This window comes from Nonomuraea sp. B1E8, assembly GCF_039871515.1.
GTDB lineage: Bacteria > Actinomycetota > Actinomycetes > Streptosporangiales > Streptosporangiaceae > Nonomuraea.
In genome coordinates this window covers 305,756-322,805 of record NZ_JBDPLS010000012.1, presented here as the reverse complement: position 1 = coordinate 322,805, position 17,050 = coordinate 305,756, and the positions used below count along the sequence as shown (strand labels likewise).

Genomic DNA, 17,050 nt, shown 5'->3' with positions numbered 1-17,050 from the left:
CCGGAGCGGATCCTCATCTTCGGTTAAGAATGACCGTTTACCGTGCGACTGTGCGTGGCACGCCGGGGTCGCCGCGCTGCTCCCGCGCCCGCCTCCGGGCCGCCGCGCATCGGGGGCTGCCCCCGCTGGTGGCCATCGACCACGTGCCGGCCGACGGCCGGGCCGGCGCGATCGCCGTCGAGGTGCACGACCCGCCGGGCTCCGACCACCGGGCGCTCTTCGCCGACCTGCGGCTGCGGCCGTAGCCGGCCGTCATGTCCCCCGCGGGCGGTCGCCGAAACTCCAGCGCTTGAGCAGCAGATCCCTGACGGGAGGGAACTCCTCGAGGGCGCGGCCCGGGGCGAAGGCCACCACCTGGGTCATAAGGAGCACGTCGAGCCCGATCAGGATGAGCCCGAACTCGACGGCGACACCCGCCACGAACGCGATGGCCGTGACGAAGACCAGGAGGACGAGCGCGGTGATCACGATCTGCCGCCGCGCGGCCCGGCCCTTGCAGCGGGCGCAGCGCGGCACCTGGATCGTGGCCGTCCGCCAGGTGGTCCTCCACTGCAGGTGGTTGACATCCCCGAACATGTTCCGCACCAGGACGGCCGACGGGTCCGCATCCCGGCCACAGAAGAAGCAGGCGTGCAGGGAGAGGTTGTCGCTGATGATGTCGATGTTCTCCTGGACCCGGTCGCGGACGGGGTCCGTGACCGCCAGGGCCAGCGCGTGATCGAGCAGCTCCAGGGCACGCCGGTTCTCCTTCGTCGCGTTGACGAAGGCCACCACGCAGGCGAGGGCCGCCTGGGCGAGATCGTCGCCGGCGTCCCGCACCGCCCAGTGGTCGTCGGGCAGCACCTCGGTGAGCACCCTGAGCAGGGGCTTGGCCTCGTCGAGGAGCCGCTCGGCGAGCTCGTCGCCGCGGCCGGGATCCGGCTTGAGCTGCTGGTACGCGCCCTCGCAGAGCGCCTTCATCCTGGACGCCTCCGGCTCCAGCGCGGCCCGCAGGGCGTCGTCGACCAGCTGGGGGGCCTGCCCCGACCTGCTCATGACTCCGGCGTGCCTGCGCGCGTCCCGCAGCCGCCCTTCCCTGACGGCCCTGGCCGCGAGCTGGGCGCTGATCGACAGCAGCGCCGCGGGCAGGTCGTCGCGCATCCGCCGGACCGTGCGCGCGGTCAGCCGCGGATCGTCGAACTCCTCCGCCCGGGCCCGCACCAGGTCCCAGAAGGTGTCGTCGGCGATCACCTTGGCCCAGCACGCGTACGCCCGCCGCCACGACCGCAGGCAATCGTCGTCCAGCTCGTCCGATTCGAGCGCCTTGACCAGGGAGAACACCGCGAGGTTGTGCGTGGCGACGGCCCCGGCCGGTCCGGCCTCCGTGTGCTCCCACAGGTGGAGCGCCTCGTCCGGCTCGCCCCGCAGCAGCGCGGCCATGGCGGCGTCGTCACCGTCCACGGGCCACAACCAGAAGAGCTCGTCCACCAGCCGGACCACCGGATCTCTGAGGCGCTGCACCGCACGCTTCGTGGCGTCCTCGTCGAACGGCCGCTCCGGCGGTAGCATCCCCTGGGTCGTGCCCGCTTTGCCGAGGCGTTCCATGAGGAGCAGCCGGTCGGTGTGCCGCCGGACCTCACGCGCCGTCGCGCGCACGGGCAGCCCGGTGACCCGGAAGGCGTTCTGCCGGTAGAGGTCCGGCTTGAGCTCGGCAAGCGTCATCGGGTGGCTCCGGCTCCGGAGATGCGCAGGGTGACCGTGCGGTTGCGCGCGTCGTCCCGGAACGGCGGCATGAGCCCGCCCATCGACGACACCGCGAACCTGGTGGTGGGGATGCGCGACGCGGCGCGCAGCACCTCCCGCACGTAGACGGCTCTGGCCAGGCCGAGGTCGGTGTTGCTGGCGTACTCGCCGCCCGGCAGGATCGCGTTCCTGTCGGTGTGGCCGATGACGGCGACCTCGATCTCGCCCGCGTACGGGCGCAGGCGCGCTCCCAGATCGCCGAGCACGGCCCTCCCCCGGCGGGTCAGGGTGGCGCCCTCGCTGAACAGGGCCTCCTCGAAGGCGACGGAGATCTCCTGCCGCGACCGGCTCACCCGCACGCCCGGAACCTGGAGTCGTACGCCGGTCAGGACCTCACGTCCGGCCGGCGGGGAGGGCGAGGCCGGGACCGTCCGCGTGACGACGACCGGCGCGGCAGGCGGCTGCGCCGCCCCCAGCCTGGCCGTCTCCATCCGGATGTCGACGAGCAGGGCCAGCGCGCCGGCCGTGACCAGCACCGCGCAGCCGGCCAGCAGCACCCGGCCGGTCCTGCGCCGCCGGCCGGCCGGGCGCATGGCCGCGATCCGGCGCCGCCCGGCCGCGATCTCGGTGGCGCCGGGCGCGATCTTCTCCGCCTCCGCCCAGTACCGGTCGGCGCGGTCCAGGTCGCCCTGCTGGGCGTGCACGCGGGCCAGCAGGTCCAGCACCGCCACGCTGGTGTCTCCCTGAAGGTCCTCCAGCAGGTCCACGGCCTCGGCGTACCGTCCGTCCCTGGCCAGGGCCCTGGCCTGGGCGAGGGTCAGCTCGCGGGTGATCGACGGCGGCATGCTCACGAGCCGTTCACGACGGTGCTGCTGAGGTCGAGCGGCGGGGGCTCCGGCAACATGCGCTCCAGCTGGCGGTTGACGTCGCGTACCGTCCTGAAGTCGCCCTGCTCGACCGCCTTCCTGGCGGTGGCGATGAGCTGCGCGGCCTCGTCCCTGTCACGCATCTCCGGCTGCAGGCTCCGGAGATGGTCGAAACGGATCACCGGCAGCTCGTCCGTGCGGTCCAGCACGTCCACCGCGAGCTCCCAAAGGTCCCGCATACGCCTGCTCAGCAGGGCGGTGTCGTGCGCCGTGATGGCCTCCCGCGTCGCCGACTCGAGGGAGGACAGCGTTCGCTCGTCGTTCGAGTCGCCCCTGGCCAGGACGATCGCCCTGACGTGCGTCATCGCCTCCTTCGCCTCCGCGACCAGCTTCGGCCACTCCATCACCGCCTCCACCCCGTCGATGGCGGCCTGGAGGTCGCGCAGCCGCTTGCCGCAGGCCGTCGCCGCGTCCGGATCGGCGCGTGCCGCGTCGGCCAGCGCCTCCACGTCCGCGACCGTCGCCTCGGCGTCGATCGTGGCGAGCAGCGCCTGGGCCCGCGCGTCGCCGAGGTCGGCGGCCTGGGTGCGGGCCTCGCTCAGGCGGTGCTTCTCCGCGCGGATCCTGCCCGCCAGCTCGTCGTACGTGGGGGCCGTCTCCGTACGGAGGTTGGCGACGTGCTCGAACTCCTCGTCGAGCAGGGGGATGTAGGCCCGGGCGACGACCAGCCTCGACTGGTCGATCACCACGGAGAACTCCACCTCGCTGCCCGCCGGCACGTCGCGGGTGACCTGGCCCGGATCGATCTGCAGCCGGCCGATCCCCCGGTTGCGGTCGGCGCGCGGGTGCTCACCCTCCAGAATGGGGATCCTGATGAAGCCCTCGTTCTTGCTCCTGCTGAGCGCGACCGTGGTCCACAGCCGGTGGCTGCGCCGCGCCGGCAGCGGGGTGCCCCGCTTGACCAGCTCGCTGAACTCGTTGTTCTCCAGGCCGACGCCGATGGAGTTGGTCAGCACCGGCTGGGAGTCGACGGTGCCGACGCGGTAGGTGAGCCGGTCGGGAGTGACCTTCCGGCGCGTCCCCGCGGCGTCGGTGAGCTCGATGTGGAACGTGTTGGCACGCCCGCGCTCGGCCCAGAGCGTGGTGGTGAACGTCCCGTCGGGGTCGAGCACGATCTTCCCGCTCGACCAGGGCGGCTGCGCCTCGGGGTTGACCAGCTGGATCGCGAACCCCTCGGTGTCCGCCCCCGACACCCGGCCGCCGATGAGCGGCTCGGTCTCCGGCCCCATCGGCTCATAGGCCAGGTCGACGGCGTACTCGCCGGCGGCCGGCACGTGCAGCGGCTCCATGCTGTCCAGACGCTGCGTCCCGGCGAAGACGGCGGCGCCCGTGGCGACGGCCGTGATCGGGTCCCTGCTGTGGTCGAGCGGAATCCCGAGCCCGTCCCTGGGGTCGGCGAGCCGTTCCCTCAGGTAGGGCGACAGGGTGGGGCCGCCCACCAGCAGGACCTTCTCGATGTCGGCCGCGCCGAGCCCGCGCTCCTCCAGCGCCTTCCTGCACAGGTTCACCGACCGCACGACGAACGGCTCGGTGAGCCGCTCCACGTCCGCCCGCCGCAGGTCGTACTCGAACTCGACCAGCTCGCCGCGGTCGTCCTTGAGCTCGATGGTGATGTCCGCGAACTCCGCCCGTGACAGCCGGATCTTGGCCTGCTCCGCGGCCTGCTTGAGCTGGGCGATGACGGCGAGCGACTGCGGGTTTCCCCTGCGGAGGTCGGCGAACCGGTGCTGCCGGGCCAGCGCGGGGATGAGCAGCTCCTCGACGATCTTCCAGTCGATCAGCTTGCCGCCGAGGGTGTTGTCGCCCCGGTGGTTGACGACGGTGAACTCGCCGTCCCTGATGTTGACCACGGCCGCGTCGAACGTGCCGCCGCCCAGGTCGTACACCAGCCAGAAGGCGTTGTCCGCGGTCGACTGGAACCCGTAGGCGAGCGCGGCGGCGGTCGGCTCCTGCAGCAGCGGGGCGTGCGCCAGTCCGGCGAGCCGGGCGGCCTGCTCGGTCGCCTCGCAGGCGCTGAGCTCGAACGCCGCGGGAACCGTGATGACCGCCGCCCGCAGGTCCTCGCCGTACCGCTGCGCGACGTCGCCCTTCAGCGACTTCAGCACCTCGGCCGACAACTGCTCGGGCGTCATCGACCGGCCGCCGTTGGGGAAGACCTTGGCCTGGCCGGTCATGCCCATCTTGCTCTTGAACTCGATGCAGGTGTTCGCGGGGTCGATCTCGCTCTTCTTCTTGGCCCGGTCACCCACGTAGAGCCGGTCCCTGCGGTCGATCCAGATCGCGGAGGGAGTGCTCTCGGACTGGTCGTCATTGTTCTTGATCACCTCGACGTCGACGCCGTTCAGCACGGCGATCGAGCTGTTCGTGGTGCCGAGGTCGATGCCGTAGTCGATCGTGGTCCTGGTCACTGAGCGGCTTCCTTCGCGACGGGGTCGGGGGTGCCCACGATCACCTCTCCTCGCTGGATCATCTGGTCGTTCAGGTAAATGCTGGGCCGGATCGTCTCGACCACGCGGTCGCGGTCGAGCTCCGGCGTGGGCTGGTAGGACAGCACCTTGATCGAAAGTCCCGGGTCGAAGGGGTCGTTCAGATGGTCCTGGATCTTGACGCCGGCCTGGACGAGCGTGTCCCACGCCATTTCCAGATGGCGGGTCGCGGATCGGGTCACCCCGGGCACGCGTCGTACCCGCCGGTCGAGCCGCCAGATGCTCGTCACCACGTCGGCGACGGATGAACCGGAAAGGGTGTCGTGCTGGATCCGCTCGGAGTTGCCCACGATCGGGATCCGCGCGGGTTCCTCCGGCACGGGCTCATCAGCCGTTTTCACGAGCTCGCCGGCTGCGAGCCGTTCGAACGCCGCAAGGGCGTCCGCCGGCCAGACGGCGGCGTGGATCCTGAATTCCCGAGGGTGCTGCAGTTGCCGCACGTGCGCTCTGATGGAGCTCAGCAGGGCCACGTCAGCCCCCCTTTTCTGTTTGTGCAGGTTGGCAAAGCAACATAGTGCGGTGGCTCTGGGACCGGTCCCAGAGCCACCGTGCTATGAAGGAAAGTTCAGGTGCGTCAGGTGGCGGACCGCCGGCAACGCGCGTGTGGAGGACTCGGCCAGAACGGCTTGGGGCGTTCGCCTATGTCATCGGAGAAACCAAAATCCCCAGCTGAGCATGCTTTACCCGGTTTTATACATATATATGTCCCTTTTGCGGTGCATCGGGCAGTGAGCCAGAGGGCTGCGACAAGCCACCCGAGGGGAAGACATGTCCGATAACCTGCCGGAGTCGGCTGCACGCCGCCCGGCACCGCCCGAGGCCAACTCGTCAGGCGGCGCCGTGGACCCGGACGTCTACCTCGACGTGCCGATCGTCAAGGTCGACGAGATCAAGCTCGAGGTCGAGGACCTGCGGGCACGCGTGTCCCTGGACGCGGACGTCCTCGACCTGCTGCATCTGCACGTAGGGGCGGACGTCGCCCTGGGCCGGGTGAACCTAGAGATTCTGGGGGTCGAGGCGCAGGCGCTGCTCAAGGTCCGGCTCGACAACGTCGCCCTCATCATCAGGGACGTCCTGGAAACGATCGACAACAATCCCCAGCTGATCGAGAACATCACCCGGGGAGTGGGGGCCGCCGTCCGCGACGTCGGTTACGGCGCGGGCCGGGCGGTGCGCGACGTCGGCACGGGCGCGGGACAGGCCGTGGGAGACGTCGGAGCGGGCGCCGGACGCGCTGTGAGCGACGTCGGAGCAGGCGCCGGACAGGCCGTAGGAGACGTCGGAGCAGGCGCGGGCCGCGCGGTCGGCGACGTGGGCGCGGGCGCGGGACAGGCCGTGGGAGAGGTGGGCGCGGGCGCCGGACAGGCGGTCGGCGACGTGGGCGCCGGTGCCGGACAGGCCGTAGGCGACGTCGGTGCGGGTGCGGGCCGCGCGGCCGGCGACGTCGGAGCAGGCGCAGGACAGGCGGCCGGCGACGTCGAGGCAGGCGCCGGGCGAACCGTCGGCGACGTCGGCGACGTCGCCGAAAGCACGGGCGCCACGCTGCGAGGCACGGCGGAGCAGGCGGCGAGCACTGCCGGTGGCGCGGCGCGAGAAGTCCCGGCCACCGCTCAGCAGGCCGCCGAGAACGCGAAAGGCACCACCCGAGCGGACACAGAACCCGCGAAACCCCAGGGCGCGGACGAGCAGCCCGGCGAGGACGAACAGCCACGCACGCCGCGGGACGAGGAGCCGAGGCCCCGGGAACCGCAGGACGAGGAACCACAGGACGAAGAGCCGCGGAAACCGGCACCGACCACGCTCGGCCCCGCCCTGCGCGAGCTGGGGAGAGCCGCGCGGCGCGCAGGCGTACGCCGGCTACGCGACCTGGCTCAGAGCCGCGGCCGCAAGTGAGGGCAGGACGGCGGCACGACCGGAGGAGGCGGAACGGATGTGGGTGACAAGCGCCGCGACAGGCGAGCCGGCGAACCGCGGGAAAAGCGTCCCGACAGGCGGCCCGATGCGCGGCTTGTCGCGGATGCGGACATCGTCTTCTCCGCGACGGTCCGCGCCGACAGCGTGGCGTTCGAGGAGGCGCCCTCGGTGGCGGTCACCTTCACTGGTGAACCGGCCCACGACTCAGGGTCCGGCAGCCGCCGTACCGGCCTGCCCGAACACGTCTCCGAGGGAGAGACCTACCGCGCGGTCCGCGTCGACTACGTGATAGCGGCCAAGGTCGTGGCCGACGAGACGGCGGCGGCGGACGAGGATGACCCGTGACCCGGCTCACTCCTCGGGCCGCTGCGCGAAGAACACGAACTCCCGCCCGGGCCGGTCCGGAGCCCCGCGCGCTCCGCTCTCCCGGCTCCAGGAAGACCGCGCTCGAACGGTGCAGGACCTCGCCGGCGTGGTATCCGACCGCGGGGAGAGCCCGTCACGCCTGGCGGCGCAGCCCGTCGACGAGGTCGGACAGCGTGAACGTGGCCGCGGTCAGCGCCGCGGCTCCCGGCGTGCTGACGTAGGGAACGGTCATGAAGTCGGCGGTGAGCGCGCCGGGCGTGACCACGACCATGAGGTAGCCCCTGCGCCGCAGGTGGAACTTCAGGTGGGGGTTGGCGGCCAGCAGCGGGTCCGTGGCCGGGTCGTCGTCGCGGCCGTCCCCGCCGCTGGCGATGGAGGTGACCGCGAGCTCGGCCCCGACGGGACGCGCGCCGGGATCGTCGTAGTCGAGGACGAGGTCGCCCGCCCAGTGCGCGTGCACGTCGCCCGTGAGCACGACGACGTTGCGCACGCCGGCCGTGACCCAGCCCTCGCTGATCCGCTGCCGGCTGCCGGTGTAGCCGTCCCAGGCGTCCTGCCGGACCAGCCGGTCCTCGCCGGGGTCGCGGTCGCGCTGGCCGAAGAAGACCTGCTGCCCGACGAGCTCCCACCGGGCACGGGAGCGCCGGAACCCCCTGAGCAGCCAGTTCTCCTGGTCCAGGCCGATCATCGTACGGGCGGGGTCGGCCGGCGCCGGGCACGAACTGTAGCCCGCGCCGCACAGGTGCGGGTCGCGGTACTGGCGGGTGTCCAGCATGTGCAGCGTGGCGAGCCTGCCCCAGCGCAGCCGCCGGAAGAGCTGGACGGCGGTGCTGCCGGGACGGGCGGGCGAGCGCAGGGGCATGTGCTCGTAGTAGGCCCGGAAGGCCGCCTCGCGGCGCTGCGGCGGGATCAGGTTGGTCCAGTTGTTGAGCACCTCGTGGTCGTCCAGGATGGCCGTCCACGGGGCGGCGGCGTGGGCCTCCCTGAGGTCGGGGTCGGTCTTGTAGAGCGCGTGCCGGCGGCGGTACTGGGCCAGGGTGACGGCCTCGGGGCCCTCGTGCGCGCGGACGTTGCCGCCGGGCAGCGCCACGTGGTCGCTGCCCTGCTCGTAGATGTAGTCGCCGAGGTGCACGATCAGGTCGGGGCGCTCGCGCGCCATCCTGGCGTACGCGGTGAAGTGCCCGTGCTGGTAGTTGGCGCACGAGCAGACGGCCACGCGCAGCGACCTGGGCATCGAGCCGGGCACGGGAGCGGTCAGCGCCCGCCCGGCCGGCGAGACGTAGGGGCCGGCCTTGAACCGGTACCAGTATTCCCGTCCCGGCAGGAGGCCGGTGACCTCGGCGTGCACGCTGTGCGCCCATGCGCGGTACGCCACCTGCACGCCGTGGCGCACCACGTTCCTGCCGCCGGGGTCGCTGCTGACCTGCCAGTGCACGGGGACGGGCGCCGCGGGCATGCCGCCGAACCCGTCCTCGGCCAGCGGTTGCGGGGCCAGGCGGGTCCATGCCACGAACCCGCCGGGCTCGGGGTCACCGCAGGCCACCCCCAAGGTGAACGGCTCGCCGAAAGCGGCGGACGGCACCAGGGACGGCAGGCCCGACGCCAGCCCCGTCGCGAGAAACGACCTCCGGTTCAGCACAGGAAGAATGATCGCCACAAGCGGGGGTTACCGGTGCGCGGACACGCCAGCCGGCGCCGCCCCGCATGACACCCGTCACGGCCATGCGCGATCACCCGGCAAGATAGGACGATGACCGACATCAGGGAGGAAGGCCGCCGCCGCCGGACGTTCGCCGTCATCAGCCATCCGGACGCGGGCAAGTCCACGATGACCGAGGCGCTGGCGCTGCACGCCTCCGCCATCACCGCGGCGGGGGCGGTGCACGGCAAGGCCGGCCGGCGCGGCGTCACCTCCGACTGGATGGAGCTGGAACGTTCTCGCGGCATCTCGATCACCTCCGCGGCGCTCCGCTTCGACTACCGGGGCCACGTGTTCAACCTGGTGGACACCCCGGGTCACGCCGACTTCTCCGAGGACACCTACCGGGTGCTGGCCGCCGTCGACTGCGCGGTGATGCTGATCGACGCGGCCAAGGGCATGGAGCCGCAGACCATGAAGCTGTTCCAGGTGTGCCGCCATCGCCGCATCCCGGTCATCACCTTCGTCAACAAGTGGGACCGTCCCGGCCGCGACGCCCTGGAACTGCTCGACGAGATCGAGGAGCGCACCGGCCTGCGGCCCACCCCCATCACCTGGCCCCTCGGCGCCGCCGGACACTTCCACGGCGTGATCGACCGGGCCACCGGGTGCGCCGTCCGCTACACCCGCACTCCCGGCGGGGCCACCAGGGCCCAGGAGGACGTGCTGACCGCCGAGCGCGCCCGCGCCGAGCTGGGGCATGACTGGGAGCAGGCGGGCGAGGAGGTCTCGCTGCTGTCGGCCATCGGCGCCGACCACGACCAGAAGTCGTTCGAGGCCCACGAGTCCACCCCGGTGCTGTTCGGCGCGGCTCTGCCCAACTTCGGGGTGGCCCGGCTGCTGGACGCCATGGTCGAGCTGGCTCCCCCGCCCGCCGGCCGGACCGACGTCGCCGGGACCGTGCGCCCGCTGGACGCGCCGTTCTCCGGGCTGGTGTTCAAGGTGCAGGCCAACATGGACCGGGCGCACCGTGACCGGATCGCGTTCGTACGCGTCTGCTCGGGCCGGTTCGAGCGGGGCATGGTGCTCACCCACGCCGCCACCGGGCGGCCGTTCGCCACCAAATACGCGCAGAGCGTGTTCGGCCAGGAGCGCACCACGCTGGACGAGGCGTACCCCGGCGACGTGGTCGGCCTGGTCAACGCGACCGCTCTGCGTCCCGGCGACACCCTCTACGACGGGTCCGCGGTGACCTTCCCGCCGATCCCCAGCTTCGCGCCCGAGCACTTCGCCGTCGCCCGCGCCCGCGACTCCAGCAAGGCCAAGCAGTTCCGGCGCGGCATCGACCAGCTCGACGCCGAGGGCGTCATCCAGGTGCTCCGCTCCGACCTGCGCGGCGACCAGGCGCCGGTGCTGGCGGCGGTCGGGCCGATGCAGTTCGAGGTGGTGCAGCACCGCCTGTCCGCCGAGTTCGGCGCGCAGATCAGCCTCGACCGGCTCGACTACACCCTGGCCCGGCGCACCGAGGCCGCCTCCGTGCCGCTGCTGGCCGGCCGGCGGGGCGCCGAGGTGCTGCAGCGCGGCCGCGACCAGGCGCTGCTGGCGCTGTTCACCGACCAGTGGCGGATGCGCTCCATCATGCGCGAAAGTCCCGGGATCGTCCTGGAGCCGCTGATCGCCGACACCAGCCAGGAGCCGGGGTGATTCCCCGCCCGTCTGGTGTCGCGCCCGGCGCAGTGATATGAACCCTTTCGGAGAGCCCGGCCCGCAAGGGGAGTGAGACGTTGGTCAAGATCGCGTTCCTGCTGCTCCTCGTCGGGCTCGGCTGGGCGGCGGCCGATCTCGGCGACGTCACGGGCCTGGAGCATTCGGGCGCCTACCTGCTGCTGAGCAGCCTGCTGCTGGCGGTGGGGCTGTACGGCAGCACTCACGGCATCGACCGCACCGAGGCCCGCCAGCACGGGAAGCTGATCCTGCTCGCGGTGACCGTCGGCGTGCTGCTGAAGGCGGCCTTCATCGCCGGCGTGATGTATCTCGTCACCGGCGATCCGCGGGCGATGATCCTCGCGATCGCCGTGGCCCAGATCGACCCGCTGTCGGTCGCCGCGGTGATGGCCGACAACCGGTTATCGTCACGGGCCAAGACCATTCTCGGGGCGTGGTCCTCGTTCGACGACCCCGTCACGGTGATCCTCGCGTTCTACGCCGTGTCGCTCACCAGGCCCGCCGAGGGCGGGCTCACCCTCTCCTACCTGGCCGACCTGGGGCTCAACGCGCTGTTCGCCGCCGCGGCGTACGGTGTCTGGCGGCTGATCAGGAAGGCGCCGCCGCTGCTGAGCTACCTGGCGGCGGCCACCGCGGTCGTCTCCGCGGCCTGGAGCTCCCTCATGCTGGGCGTGGCCACCGCCGGCCTCTACCTGCGGATGCCCGACTCGCGATGGCTGGCGCGAGCGGTGACCGCGGCGTTCGCGCTCTCCGCGTTCCTGATGGGGCTGCTGCTGGTGGGCGGGGCGAGCCTGATGAAGGGCATCCTGCTGGGCCTCGCCGCGTTCGCCGCGCAGATGCTCGCGGCGCTGGTGCTCACCCACGGGCTGCCCGTCACCGACCGTGTGCACCTCGGGCTGGCGCAGCAGAACGGGATCACGGCGGTGATCCTGGCCGTGGCGTTCGAGCGGGAGTTCGCCGGCTTCGTGGGGGTGATCGCCCCGGCGATCGTGACGGTCAACCTCATCTACGTCGTGGCCAACCGCATCGCCGACCGCTGGGGTCCGCCGTTGCGTCCCCTGTCTTCGTCCCCGGAGTGATCCGGTGGCGCCCGCCGCGGCTCAGCCGACGATCACGGGTTCCCCCGGAAGTTCGATCGCGAGCATCAGCAAGGTCGAGACCATGACCAGGAAGACGCCCGGCAGGCTGATGGACAGCGCCCGTCACCTGGGAGTCTGCCCCTTCTGGGGCTTACGGAGGGTTGTACGCGGATCATGGCGCCATGTCCATGACTTCCCGGCTCCGTTGCACTGTGCAATCATGGAGGCGACCCCGATCGCCGCACGTCCCGGGCGGGGACGGCGCGGATGCTGGGAGCGGAGGAGCGGCATGGGGAGCGAAGACCGGACCGGGTTCACCTGCGTCGTCACCCAGCGCGATGGAGCCGCCGTCCTGACGGTGACGGGCGACCTCGACATGACCTCGGCGGCCGAGTTCCGCCGCGGCCTGCTGCAGGCGATGTCACGCCGCACGCCGCCCTTCATCATCGCCGACCTGCGCGAGGTGGGCTTCTGCGACTCCTCGGGGCTGGGCGCGCTGATCTCGGCCGCCAACACCGCCGAGGCCGCGGGCGGCCGCCTCGTGCTGAGCGGGGTCCAGTCCCGCCTGGCCCGGCTGCTCAAGGTGACCGGGCTGGACAAACGTTTCCAGTTCTGCGATCCGCCCGGCGGTCTCCTGGCCACGCTGACCCGGGTCCACAGCGCCGGCACGGCGGCATGGAACTGACGGGGGCGCCCCTCACCGTCCGCCGGTGAAGGGACACCCCCGCGGCGGTGCATCCCGGAGGTGTCCTCGCTCACGCGAGCTCCACGTCGTGCGCGAGCATCGCTGGTCTTTTCGTGGCGCGCCTGGACGGCCGCGGCCTACCGGAGCGCGATCAGGTCGGCGTACCCGGAGTTCCACAGGTCCTCGGCCCCGTCGGGCAGGAGCAGCACCCGGTCGGGCCGCAGCGCCTCGACGGCCTCGGGGTCGTGCGTGACCATCACCACGGCCCCCCGGTACGCCCCGACCGCCGCCAGCACCTCCGCCTTGGACGCCGGGTCGAGGTTGTTGGTCGGCTCGTCGAGCAGCAGCACGTTGGCCCGCGAGCTGACCAGCCCGGCCAGCGCCAGCCGGGTCTTCTCCCCGCCCGACAGCACTCCGACCGGTTTGTCGACGTCGTCGCCGCCGAACAGGAACGACCCGAGCACCGTCCTGGCCTCGCCGCCGGTCAGGTGCGGGGCGACGCCGGCCAGATGCTGGCCGACGGTGTGCGCCGGATCCAGGGTGTCGTGCTCCTGGGCGAAGTAGCCGAGCCGGAGCCCGTGGCCGGGCACGACCCGGCCGGCGCTGGGACGTTCGTGCCCGGCCAGCAGCTTCAGCAGCGTGGTCTTGCCGGCGCCGTTGAGCCCCAGCACCACGAGCCTGCTCCCCCGGTCGACGGCCAGGTCGATCCCCGGCAACACCTGCACCGTGCCGTAGGACTTGGTCAGGCTGATCGCGCCGAGCGGCATCCGGCCGCAGGGCGCGGGCTCGGGCAGCCGGATGCGCGCCACCTTCTCGTCACGCCGTACGGACTGCGTCCGGGCGAGCATGCGGTCGGCGCGGCGGGCCATGTCCCTGGCGCGCACGGCGGTGGCCGACCTGGCGCGCATGCGCCCGGCCTGTGCGTGCAGCGCGGCGGCCTTGCGCTCGGCGGCGGCCCGCAGCCGGGCCCTGCGCCGGTCGTCGGCCTCGCGGTCGGCCAGGTAGGTGTGCCAGCCGGTGTTGTGCACGTCGAGCGCGGCCCGGTCACCGTCCACGTGCCAGATCCGGTTGGCCACGTCGGCCAGCAGCCCGGTGTCGTGGCTGATCATGACCAGGCCGCCCGGGTAGCCGGTCAGGAAGGAGCGCAGCCAGGCGATGGAGTCGCCGTCCAGGTGGTTGGTCGGCTCGTCGAGCAGCAGGACGCCCTGCTCGGCGAAGAGCGCGCGGGCCAGCTCGACCCGGCGGCGCTGCCCGCCGGACAGGGTGCCGACCGGCTGGGCGAGAGCCCGGTCGGGCAGGCCGAGCCCGGCGGCGACCCTGGCGGCCTCGGCCTCCGCCGCGTAGCCGCCGCGGGCCTGGAACTCGGCCTCCGCACGGGCGTAGCGGGCCATCGTCCGTTCGTCCGCGGCTTCCGCGAGGGCGCTCTCGGCCGACCGCAGGGCGCGTACGGCCTGGTCGAGCCCGCGGACCGAGAGGATGCGGCCGAGGACGGAGGTGTCCGGATCGGCAGCGGCGGGGTCCTGCGGGAGGTGGACGACGGGGCCCGAGCGGGTGACGGCGCCGGCCGCGGGCTGCGCCTGACCGGCGAGGATCTTCATGAGGGTGGTCTTACCGGCGCCGTTGCGGCCGACCAGGCCGACGCGGTCGCCGGGGGCGACGTGGGCGGTGACACCCGACAGCAGAAGGCGGGCGCCGACGCGCACGTCGACACCACGGAAGGTGATCATTGGTTGACGCTCCGGATAAGCTCAAGGACACACGGGTGACGCGGAAGCGGGTGTCCTGGCTAAGAGATCCGGGGCGTAGACATGCGGCCAGTGTACCGGCCGCTTCGCGATCCTTCCTCTCCATTACCGCGGCGGCTGGCATCACCGACGTGGCGGCCGGCAAGCAGGGCTCGGCCGGCGGTGACGTGTTCTACCTCAGCGACCACACCGGGTCGGACTTCACGTACGAAGGCGACGTGCGGCTGGTCGACGGCACCGCGGCGGCGCTCACGTTCCGGGCCGACCCGCGGGTGAGCTGACCCACGGCGGCCACGGCTCCAGGGCGGCGAGGCAGCCCGCCACCTCCGCGAACCCGGCATCGAGTCCCCGGCCCACCGTGCCGAGGTCCCGGTGCCGCGTTCGGGGTCACGGGCTCGGCCTCGTCACTTCCAGGACAGCAGGCGGTTCTTGAACTTCGGATGCTTGGTCTCCCAGTAACGCCAGCCCTCCACCCTGGAGGGGACGTTCGCGATGCCGGTGCCGACCTCGACGTGGCGGCACGTTCCGAGCACCCGCCAGGCCGACCAGCCGACGCGGTAGCCGAAGACGCGGTACCACATGTTGCCGTACTTGCCCTTGGTGATCTCCCGGGTGTACTCGTGCCCGGTGAAGACCATGTGCCGCTCCTCAAGATGGGGCAGCCCCATCTTGCGCAGGCCTCTGACCACCTCGCTGACGTTGAAGCGCGAGGTGTCCTCGGGAGTACGCGTGGAAGTGAGCTGGAGCGTCCTCTCCCGCTCGGTCTCGAGGAAGGCGAGCACCTCGTGCTCGCGCGTGACGGACACCGTCATCGAGCCGCCGGGGCCGTCGATGAAGCGGGTGCGGGGCACGAAGAAGTTGCGCGGCGAGAGGCGCTTGACCCTGAAGAACGTGTGCGGGCTGCAACGACCGTGGTGGTCGTGGTGACGGAACTTGCGGAGGCGGTCGTCGTCGTCCTTAGCGAGCGCCGCCGGAGCCATGGTGACGACCAGGGCCATGGTCAAGGTGCCATGTACGGTCGATTTCGTCATACGCCGCAGTGAATGTCCCACTTTGGACCGGGCGGACATGGATGTTGTTCGGGGAATAAGCGTGAACATGTACCGTTCCTTTCGGAATGCGACCCGCGGCCGCGACTGTCGGCCGGGCAAGCCAACGAGATCGGTACGATGCTTACAGTTGCCTCGACCTGCTCCACAACGCCACGCCGGGCCCGAAGTCCCAGCACCGGGAAAGAACCAGTGAAAAAAAGCCAATATCGACTCATCAGCTCGATACGGGTACTCCATGCACCCCTACCGAAGACAAGTCGACATGACACGAAATAGCGGACATTCTCCTCTATACGTTAGGCGCGACGAGATAGCCCCAGTAATTCCGATAACGCTTGATGACTGCGATGGCGCGGAAACAAGAAAGGGCCGCGAGCGGATCGGACGCTCCGCTCGCGGCCCGCGGCGGCGCTAGGCCGCCGTGGACAACATGTTGTGCGGGTCGAGCACGTACTTGCGCGCGGCGCCCTCGTCGAACTCGTGGTAACCCTGCGGCGCCTGGTCCAGCGAGATGGGCGTGGCGTTGACCGCCTTCGCGATCTGCACCCGGTCGTGCAGGATCGCCATCATCAGCTCCCGGTTGTACCTCATGACCGGGCACTGGCCGGTGACGAAGCCGTGCGACTTGGCCCAGCCCAGACCGATCTTGATGGACAACGATCCGTGCTTGGCGGCCTCGTCGGCCGCACCCGGGTCTCCGGTCACGTACAGGCCGGGGATGCCCAGCGCACCGCCCGCCCGCGTGACGTCCATGAGCGTGTTGAGCACCGTGGCCGGATGCTCCTCCCCCGACTCGCGCCCATGGCCGCGGGCCTCGAAGCCCACGGCGTCGACTGCGCAGTCGACCTCCGGCACGCCGAGGATCTGCTCGATCTGGTCCTTGGGCTCGCCGGCGGACACGTCGATGGTCTCGCAGCCGAAGCTGCGCGCCTGGTCCAGGCGCTCCTTGTTCAGGTCGCCGACGAACACCACGGCGGCGCCGAGCAGGAACGCCGACGCGGCGGCGGCCAGCCCCACCGGCCCGGCGCCGGCGATGTAGACGGTGGATCCCGGGCCCACGCCCGCGCTCACGCAACCGTGGAAGCCGGTCGGGAAGATGTCCGCGAGCATGGCCAGGTCGAGGATCTTGGCCATGGCCCGGTCCTTGTCCGGGAACTTGAGCAGGTTCCAGTCCGCGTAGGGAACCAGCGCGTACTCCGCCTGTCCTCCGACCCAGCCGCCCATGTCGACGTAGCCGTACGCTGACCCGGGACGGTCGGGGTTGACGTTCTCGCAGACGCCTGTCTTGCGCTCCTTGCAGTTGCGGCAGCGCCCGCAGGAGATGTTGAACGGCACGGACACGAGGTCGCCGGTCTTGATGAACTCGACGTCCGGCCCGGTCTCCACGACCTCGCCGGTGATCTCGTGGCCCAGCACGAGGCCCGCCGGAGCCGTGGTGCGGCCGCGGACCATGTGCTGGTCGCTGCCGCAGATGTTGGTCGCGACGGTTTTCAGTATCGCGGCGTGCGGCAGCTTGCGCCCCACGTTGGCCTGGTTCACCCCCGGACCGTCCTTGAGCTCGAACTCGGGGTAGTCGGTCTCGTGTACCTCGACCTTGCCTGGACCTTCGTAGACGACGGCTTTGTTGCCAGGCATGACGTTCCTTCCCTCGCGCAGTGGAGTGACGGTCTTCTCGGAGAGAGGGCATCACCTCCAGCCGCCGCGGCCGTGC

At 71.5% G+C, this 17,050-nt stretch carries 15 protein-coding genes; 7 read left to right on the top strand and 8 right to left on the bottom strand.

Features of this window, described 5'->3' with window-relative positions; translation table 11 throughout:
• Nucleotides 1–50 precede the first annotated feature (50 nt).
• Nucleotides 51–245, top strand: coding sequence for a hypothetical protein (locus tag ABGA98_RS34470; protein WP_347622612.1), 195 nt, complete (start codon nt 51–53; stop codon nt 243–245).
• 7 nt (nt 246–252) lie between these two features.
• Here ABGA98_RS34470 and ABGA98_RS34465 read toward each other — a convergent pair whose 3' ends face one another.
• The 4 genes from ABGA98_RS34465 to ABGA98_RS34450 are packed head-to-tail and all read right to left on the bottom strand — an operon-like array spanning nt 253 to nt 5,604.
• Nucleotides 253–1,701 carry a hypothetical protein gene (locus tag ABGA98_RS34465; protein ID WP_347622611.1) on the bottom strand — a complete coding sequence of 483 codons (1,449 nt, stop codon included), beginning with the start codon at nt 1,699–1,701 and terminating at the stop codon, nt 253–255.
• A complete protein-coding gene (locus ABGA98_RS34460; protein WP_347622646.1) occupies nt 1,698–2,567 on the bottom strand; it encodes an OmpA family protein in 870 nt (289 codons plus the stop codon). Before ABGA98_RS34460 ends, ABGA98_RS34465 begins: the two co-directional genes overlap by 4 nt.
• 2 nt (nt 2,568–2,569) lie before the next feature.
• Nucleotides 2,570–5,056, bottom strand: a complete 2,487-nt coding sequence (locus ABGA98_RS34455) for an Hsp70 family protein (RefSeq protein WP_347622610.1) — start codon at nt 5,054–5,056, stop codon at nt 2,570–2,572.
• On the bottom strand, nt 5,053–5,604 hold the full coding sequence (locus ABGA98_RS34450; protein WP_347622609.1) for a hypothetical protein: 552 nt from the start codon (nt 5,602–5,604) through the stop codon (nt 5,053–5,055). Before ABGA98_RS34450 ends, ABGA98_RS34455 begins: the two co-directional genes overlap by 4 nt.
• Nucleotides 5,605–5,902: 298 nt before the next feature.
• Here ABGA98_RS34450 and ABGA98_RS34445 point away from each other — a divergent pair, with 298 nt between their 5' ends.
• The gene (locus ABGA98_RS34445) at nt 5,903–7,027 is read left to right on the top strand and encodes a hypothetical protein (RefSeq protein WP_347622608.1); all 1,125 of its coding nucleotides are present in this window, start codon (nt 5,903–5,905) and stop codon (nt 7,025–7,027) included.
• Between the two features lie 39 nt (nt 7,028–7,066).
• Nucleotides 7,067–7,393: a hypothetical protein gene (locus ABGA98_RS34440; RefSeq protein WP_347622607.1), complete on the top strand. Its 327-nt coding sequence runs from the start codon at nt 7,067–7,069 to the stop codon at nt 7,391–7,393.
• Nucleotides 7,394–7,547: 154 nt separating this feature from the next.
• Here the strand turns inward: ABGA98_RS34440 and ABGA98_RS34435 are convergent, their stop codons facing one another.
• A complete protein-coding gene (locus ABGA98_RS34435; RefSeq protein WP_347622606.1) occupies nt 7,548–9,053 on the bottom strand; it encodes an alkaline phosphatase D family protein in 1,506 nt (501 codons plus the stop codon).
• Nucleotides 9,054–9,164: 111 nt separating this feature from the next.
• Here ABGA98_RS34435 and ABGA98_RS34430 point away from each other — a divergent pair, with 111 nt between their 5' ends.
• From ABGA98_RS34430 to ABGA98_RS34420, 3 genes are all read left to right on the top strand, one after another.
• Nucleotides 9,165–10,757, top strand: coding sequence for a peptide chain release factor 3 (locus tag ABGA98_RS34430; RefSeq protein WP_347622605.1), 1,593 nt, complete (start codon nt 9,165–9,167; stop codon nt 10,755–10,757).
• Nucleotides 10,758–10,837: 80 nt separating this feature from the next.
• The gene (locus tag ABGA98_RS34425; protein WP_347622604.1) at nt 10,838–11,857 is read left to right on the top strand and encodes a hypothetical protein; all 1,020 of its coding nucleotides are present in this window, start codon (nt 10,838–10,840) and stop codon (nt 11,855–11,857) included.
• Nucleotides 11,858–12,146: 289 nt separating this feature from the next.
• A complete protein-coding gene (locus ABGA98_RS34420) occupies nt 12,147–12,542 on the top strand; it encodes an STAS domain-containing protein (RefSeq protein ID WP_347622603.1) in 396 nt (131 codons plus the stop codon).
• Between the two features lie 137 nt (nt 12,543–12,679).
• Here ABGA98_RS34420 and ABGA98_RS34415 read toward each other — a convergent pair whose 3' ends face one another.
• The gene (locus ABGA98_RS34415) at nt 12,680–14,269 is read right to left on the bottom strand and encodes an ABC-F family ATP-binding cassette domain-containing protein (protein WP_347622602.1); all 1,590 of its coding nucleotides are present in this window, start codon (nt 14,267–14,269) and stop codon (nt 12,680–12,682) included.
• Nucleotides 14,270–14,418: 149 nt separating this feature from the next.
• Here ABGA98_RS34415 and ABGA98_RS34410 point away from each other — a divergent pair, with 149 nt between their 5' ends.
• Nucleotides 14,419–14,568 (top strand): hypothetical protein, encoded by a 150-nt coding sequence (locus ABGA98_RS34410; protein ID WP_347622601.1) that lies wholly within the window; start codon nt 14,419–14,421, stop codon nt 14,566–14,568.
• 123 nt (nt 14,569–14,691) lie between these two features.
• Here the strand turns inward: ABGA98_RS34410 and ABGA98_RS34405 are convergent, their stop codons facing one another.
• Together ABGA98_RS34405 and fdhA are read right to left on the bottom strand one after the other, a co-directional pair.
• A complete protein-coding gene (locus ABGA98_RS34405; protein WP_347622600.1) occupies nt 14,692–15,318 on the bottom strand; it encodes a hypothetical protein in 627 nt (208 codons plus the stop codon).
• A 432-nt stretch (nt 15,319–15,750) separates the two neighbouring features.
• On the bottom strand, nt 15,751–16,974 hold the full coding sequence (gene fdhA / locus ABGA98_RS34400; RefSeq protein WP_347622599.1) for a formaldehyde dehydrogenase, glutathione-independent: 1,224 nt from the start codon (nt 16,972–16,974) through the stop codon (nt 15,751–15,753).
• Nucleotides 16,975–17,050 lie beyond the last annotated feature (76 nt).

Bases quoted from the DNA above. Each gene is read 5' to 3' on its own strand.
- ABGA98_RS34465 (WP_347622611.1), bottom strand. From the start codon at position 1,701: ATGACGCTTGCCGAGCTCAAGCCGGACCTCTACCGGCAGAACGCCTTC.
- ABGA98_RS34460 (WP_347622646.1), bottom strand. From the start codon at position 2,567: ATGCCGCCGTCGATCACCCGCGAGCTGACCCTCGCCCAGGCCAGGGCC.
- ABGA98_RS34445 (WP_347622608.1), top strand. From the start codon at position 5,903: ATGTCCGATAACCTGCCGGAGTCGGCTGCACGCCGCCCGGCACCGCCC.
- ABGA98_RS34430 (WP_347622605.1), top strand. From the start codon at position 9,165: ATGACCGACATCAGGGAGGAAGGCCGCCGCCGCCGGACGTTCGCCGTC.
- ABGA98_RS34420 (WP_347622603.1), top strand. From the start codon at position 12,147: ATGGGGAGCGAAGACCGGACCGGGTTCACCTGCGTCGTCACCCAGCGC.
- ABGA98_RS34415 (WP_347622602.1), bottom strand. From the start codon at position 14,269: ATGATCACCTTCCGTGGTGTCGACGTGCGCGTCGGCGCCCGCCTTCTG.
- ABGA98_RS34405 (WP_347622600.1), bottom strand. From the start codon at position 15,318: ATGACGAAATCGACCGTACATGGCACCTTGACCATGGCCCTGGTCGTC.
- fdhA (WP_347622599.1), bottom strand. From the start codon at position 16,974: ATGCCTGGCAACAAAGCCGTCGTCTACGAAGGTCCAGGCAAGGTCGAG.